Raw genomic sequence first — 5,224 nt, 5'->3', positions numbered from 1 at the left:
TCACCTCGTTGCGATCGCCTTCCGCTACAAGTGGGGCGACATTAGCTGCTAATAATAGACCCAGGTCTCGACCATAACGAGTGTCATTGAGGCGAGCATCTTCTTGAATAGCATTTACTGCCCAAAAGCTGAAGCTGCTCATTAGCAAAGATACTATTAGGGTGATAACTGCCATGAGTTTAGTCTGGAGGGTAAACTCAGACCACCAGTTAGCAATTATTTCTCCGATTTTTTTTAGGAGGGGAAGCATTTTAAAAGTCAAAAATTAAAAGTTAAAAGTCAAAAGTTAAAATTACTTCTCGACTCTATCCTATATTAACTAGGGTAGTTAGGAATGCCTGAAAGGTTATATTGATTTTATTTATTTTATTTCTTTGTTAGTTGTGAGGAAAGGGAAGGGGGAATGGAAAGTTGGTAGAACTACCAACTAATAGTGAATACTGGCTGAAACTTTGACTATACCTTGATCGCAAAAATTACAATGTACCAATACGAGAAAGTTTACCTAAGTATGTAGATATAAAAATAACTTTACTGAGGATTAATAAATTCTGAATTGCCAAAAACCCGACTACCTATATCTCGGCGATAGTATATTCCTTCAAATTTAATACAATCTACAGCAGCATAAGCTTTTACCTTAGCTTCAATAAAATTAGCCCCCACTGCTGTTACTCCTAAGACACGACCACCGTCAGTAATTAAATTTTGTGTATGTAATTTTGTTCCAGCATGAAATATAGTTGCTCCAGTAGCTTCAGCTTTTTCTATTCCAGAGATAACTTTTCCTTTCTCATAAGCTTCCGGATAACCCGCAGAAGCTAAAACTACAGAAACTGCCACTCCTGATTTCCAATTAATAGGGGGCAACTCGGCTAAACGTTGTTCGCAACAAGCTAATAATAATTCCTCCAATGGGGTTTCCAACAGAGAGAGAATAGGTTGAGTTTCTGGGTCGCCGAACCTACAGTTAAATTCTAATACTTTTGGCTCTCCTGTAGGACTAATCATTAATCCGGCATAAACAACACCTCGATAATCAATACCACGTTTTTGTAAATTAGTCAAAGTCGGTTCTAGCACTTTTCGTTGAATGTCGGCCATGAGTTCTGGGCTAATAATAGGAGTAGGGGTATAAGCACCCATACCTCCAGTGTTTGGTCCTGTGTCTCCTTCGCCTACTGCTTTATGGTCTTGGGCTGGTAATAGGGGACGAATGGTTAGTCCATCGGTCAGGGCTAATACTGATATTTCTTGACCTATGAGGAATTCTTCTATTACCACAGATTGGTGATTTTCGTCAAATTCTCCCTGGAAAATGGCATCTATGGCATTATGAGCCATTTCAATTGTAGTGGCTACGGTGACTCCTTTTCCGGCAGCTAGACCATCTGCTTTAACGACTATGGGAATTTCTGTAATGTATTCTTTGGCAGTTTCGGCGTTGGTAAAGGTGGCTGATTTGGCAGTGGGAATATTTGCTTCGGCCATGAAATCTTTTGCCCAAGATTTACTAGCTTCAAGAATGGCACCTGCTTTGATGGGGCCAAATATTTTGAGGTTGGGTTGTTTTAGGTAGTCGGTAATGCCTAGGGCTAGGGGAACTTCAGGACCAACAACTACAAGGGAGATGTTTTGGTCGGCGATGAGTTGTTTGAGGGCTGGGAAGTCTGTAACTGGGATGGGTATATTTTGACATTTTGCTTGGGTGGCTGTACCACCGTTACCTGGGGTACAGAATATTTGTTGAACTTGGGGAGAGTGGGATAGTTTCCAGGCGATCGCGTGTTCTCTACCGCCGTTACCTACTATTAATATTTTCACGTTTTTTTTGTTGTTTGAATTATTGTTTTTACAAGGAAGAAGTAAGAAGGCTTTGTGCTAAATCTGATTTAAAAAAGCTGATTTATAGATATCTATAGTAATCTTAAACAGATTGTAATATTTTCTCGTAGAGGTTTGGTTTCCAAATCCCATTTTGGTTTGGGTTTGGAGACCAAACCCCTACAGTTTTTTTTCGCAAATCATTTAGGATTGCTATATGTTATGCCTCGCCTTATAATTTGTCTATAATAACTAGATTTGGTATTAGTTATCAAGAAAAGAAAGTTAAATTTCAAATAAAGTATAAAAGTATGACTAAAAATAAGGATAGGTAGTTAAGTTGATATAATAGCAATTGCTTGTTTAGATGAGTTGGTTATTATGAGTGATAATTTTCAATTGCTTAAAAGTGATGATGATGTTTTGTTATTTGAGCAACATGGATTTAAACATACATTTATAGTTGGTAGATTTAAAGAATTGTATTTACAGCAAATAAAAGATAAAATTTATTCAACGGAGCAGAAACCCAAGAATTACCCGTTTGTAGTTTTTTTGAACTTAAATACAGGGCTTAGAGTCGAAGATAAAGTAGGGATAAAATTCAATAGTAGCAAATGGGAATCAGTGACTGAAGAAATAGAATGCCAACTATTAAAACTTGGTGATAGTGGTTGGCAAAAAGGTAGACTCAGAGTCAAAAATTATGTTGATTTTTTACCAGAGGAAAATAGAGGATGTCAATATAGTTCTCAACGTGGGCAACCACCAAAATCATAAATTAAAATAGAACTAGAATTTTGCCCAGATTTAACTATTGAACCGGAGTCTCCATTAGATGATATTAGACAGAGTGAAAGCTATAAAAAACTTTTGTAAAAATCTTCTTATATGAGAAACAAAACATTATTAAACCAATCACAAAAAAATCATAAATTGTTTTCTTTGTTGATTTTTGTTTGGGAAAAAATAAAGTAAAAATTGGTAAGAGTTATTGGCGCAAAGGCAAAGTTAGACTCAAAAGTTATATTGATTTTTGACCAGAGAGCTATACAGAATATCACTATAATTATCCGTCATTTCAGAAATAGTTATATTGATTTTTTACGAGAGAGATATGGAGAATATCAATATAATTATCAGTCATTTCAGAATCCGAAAGCTCATCTTGAAATCGAACTATAATTTAGCTCAGATTTAACTATTGAAACTGAATCATTATTAGAGAATATTTGCTGCTAGTGAAAGCTCTAAAAAACTTTTGTAAAAATTCTCTTCCCTGAGAAATAGAACATGATCAAGCCAAAGCAAACAAATCATAAATTGTTTTCTTTATTGACTTATCCTTGGTTAAAAAAAAAGAAAAAATTGGTGATATTTATTGCTGCAAAGGCAAACTTAGACTCAAAAGTTATATTGATTTTTGACCAGAGAGGTATACAGAATATCAATATAATTATCGGTTATTTCAGAATCTGAAAACTCATATTGAAATCGAACTATAATTTTGCTCAAATTTAACTCTTGAAATAGATGGAAATAATAAACTTTCTTCAAATTAGAGGTAATTATAAATTTCTATTCAAAAATTAATTAGACACCCTATTGACTCCCTGTTCCCTTTTTTATATTCCCTATTCTCTCTTTCAACTGTAAAATTTATTTTGCACAACTACTTAACTGATAACTGATATAGCAGTCGAAGCAAAGATGAGGACATTTCTAAATCCTGAAATCTTTTGACAGTTTATTATTCCCTATTCCCTATTCCCTATTCCCTATTCCCTAACTCTATAACTGAAATGACTCAATGCCTAAATCCTGATTGTTTAGAATCTAATCCCCCAGAAACAATATTCTGTCATAGTTGTGATGAAAAAATAGTTTTAGCCGAACGTTATCGTGCCTTAAAAATTATTGGGCGAGGTGGTTTTGGTCGAACTTTTCTAGCTGTGGATGAATTTAAACCCTCAAAACCTTTTTGTGTAATTAAACAATTTTTACCTCAAGCACAAGGAACAGAAAATTTATCCAAAGCTACTCTATTATTTGCTCAAGAAGCTGAACGTTTAGATACTTTAGGTAGACATCCACAAATTCCTGAACTTTTGGCATACTTTACTCAAGATAATCGACAATATTTAGTACAACAATTTATTGACGGGCAAACTTTACAACAGGAATTAGCTTGGTCGGGAGCTTTTGATGAAAGGAAAATTTTGGAGTTGTTAAAAAGTTTGTTGCCTGTGTTGGAATTTATTCATTCTCAACAGGTGATTCATCGGGATATTAAACCAGAGAATATTATTAGGAGAAAGAATGATAATCAATATCCAGTGCGAGCTTCTAGCTCGCCAGAGAATAATATTATATTAGTAGATTTTGGCATAGCGAAATTTGCTACAAAGACTGCTTTGGCTGTGACAGGAACTATTATTGGCTCTGAAGGATATGCTCCTCCCGAACAAGCAATAGGAAAAGCAACCTTTTCTAGGGATATTTATAGTTTAGGCGTAACTTGTATTCATTTATTAACTGAAGTCGAACCTTTTAAATTATTCGATGTGGGTGAAGGTGAGTGGATATGGCGAGACTATTTCAAGTCAAAGGTGAGTGATGAAGTAGGAAATTTGTTGGATAAAATGATTGTCGGGGCGACTAAGAAAAGATTTCAAAATCCTGGGGAAATTTTGTCGGCTATTAATCAGACATATCCAACAGAAAAAAAGTTTACCCCTCCACTACAAATATCTCAAAAGTTAACACCACCACCTGTTATTAACGAAACTTTTCCACCACAAACATTTCTCAAATCCATACCAGAATCAGAAATAGGAGAAAGATTTACCTTTGAGGTGGTGAGTGTTAATAATTTTGGCAAAATAATCAGTCGCACTTGGGGTAATGCTAGACAAAAAATCGAAGACTTAGGTAATGATATTAAATTAGAAATGGTTTATATCCCTGGGGGAAGTTTTCTCATGGGTTCCCCAGAATATAAACCAGAAAAATACAATATAGAAAGTCCGCCACATCAAGTTAATATTCAACCTTTTTATATGAGTAAATACCCTATTACTCAAAACCAATACCAAACCATTATGGGAGAAAATCCTTCTAACTTTAAAGGAGGAGACTTCCCAGTAGAAAAAGTGACATGGCACAACGCCACAGAATTCTGTCAAAGACTCTCTGAGAAAACCGGGAAAATTTATAGACTGCCGAGTGAGAGTCAGTGGGAATATGCGCGCCCGTGCAGGTACAACTACTCCCTTTTATTTTGGAGAAACTATAACGTCTGAGTTAGCTAACTACAATGGCAACTATACTTATGGCAAAGCTCCTAAAAGTAAATATCTACAAGAAACAACAAATGTAGGAATTTTTCCTCCCAATGCTT

The 5,224-nt window shown here is 35.2% G+C and carries 2 protein-coding genes and 3 pseudogenes; 3 read left to right on the top strand and 2 right to left on the bottom strand.

The features are described from left to right. Positions 1-250: pseudogene (locus tag F6K22_RS05635) on the bottom strand (PAS domain-containing sensor histidine kinase); the annotation flags it as partial. A 281-nt stretch (positions 251-531) separates the two neighbouring features. Continuing rightward, positions 532-1,824 carry a phosphoribosylamine--glycine ligase gene (gene purD / locus F6K22_RS05630; protein WP_293094374.1) on the bottom strand — a complete coding sequence of 431 codons (1,293 nt, stop codon included), beginning with the start codon at positions 1,822-1,824 and terminating at the stop codon, positions 532-534. Positions 1,825-2,205: 381 nt separating this feature from the next. On the opposite strand from purD, the gene F6K22_RS05625 reads away from it, so the two are divergent. The 3 genes and pseudogenes from F6K22_RS05625 to F6K22_RS43410 all read left to right on the top strand — a co-directional run. Then, positions 2,206-2,604, top strand: a complete 399-nt coding sequence (locus F6K22_RS05625; protein WP_293094371.1) for a KGK domain-containing protein — start codon at positions 2,206-2,208, stop codon at positions 2,602-2,604. Between the two features lie 1,022 nt (positions 2,605-3,626). Next, positions 3,627-4,484: pseudogene (locus F6K22_RS43415) on the top strand (protein kinase domain-containing protein); the annotation flags it as partial. A gap of 186 nt (positions 4,485-4,670) precedes the next feature. After that, positions 4,671-5,224 (top strand): annotated as a pseudogene (locus tag F6K22_RS43410) (formylglycine-generating enzyme family protein); the annotation flags it as partial.

The sequence above is a fragment of the Okeania sp. SIO2F4 genome, from assembly GCF_010672385.1.
In the GTDB taxonomy this organism is placed as follows: Bacteria; Cyanobacteriota; Cyanobacteriia; order Cyanobacteriales; family Microcoleaceae; genus Trichodesmium.
This window is presented reverse-complemented; position numbering and strand designations above follow the sequence as displayed.

Excerpts from the sequence above, each read along its gene's own strand:
- F6K22_RS05625 (WP_293094371.1), top strand. The coding sequence starts at position 2,206 with ATGAGTGATAATTTTCAATTGCTTAAAAGTGATGATGATGTTTTGTTA.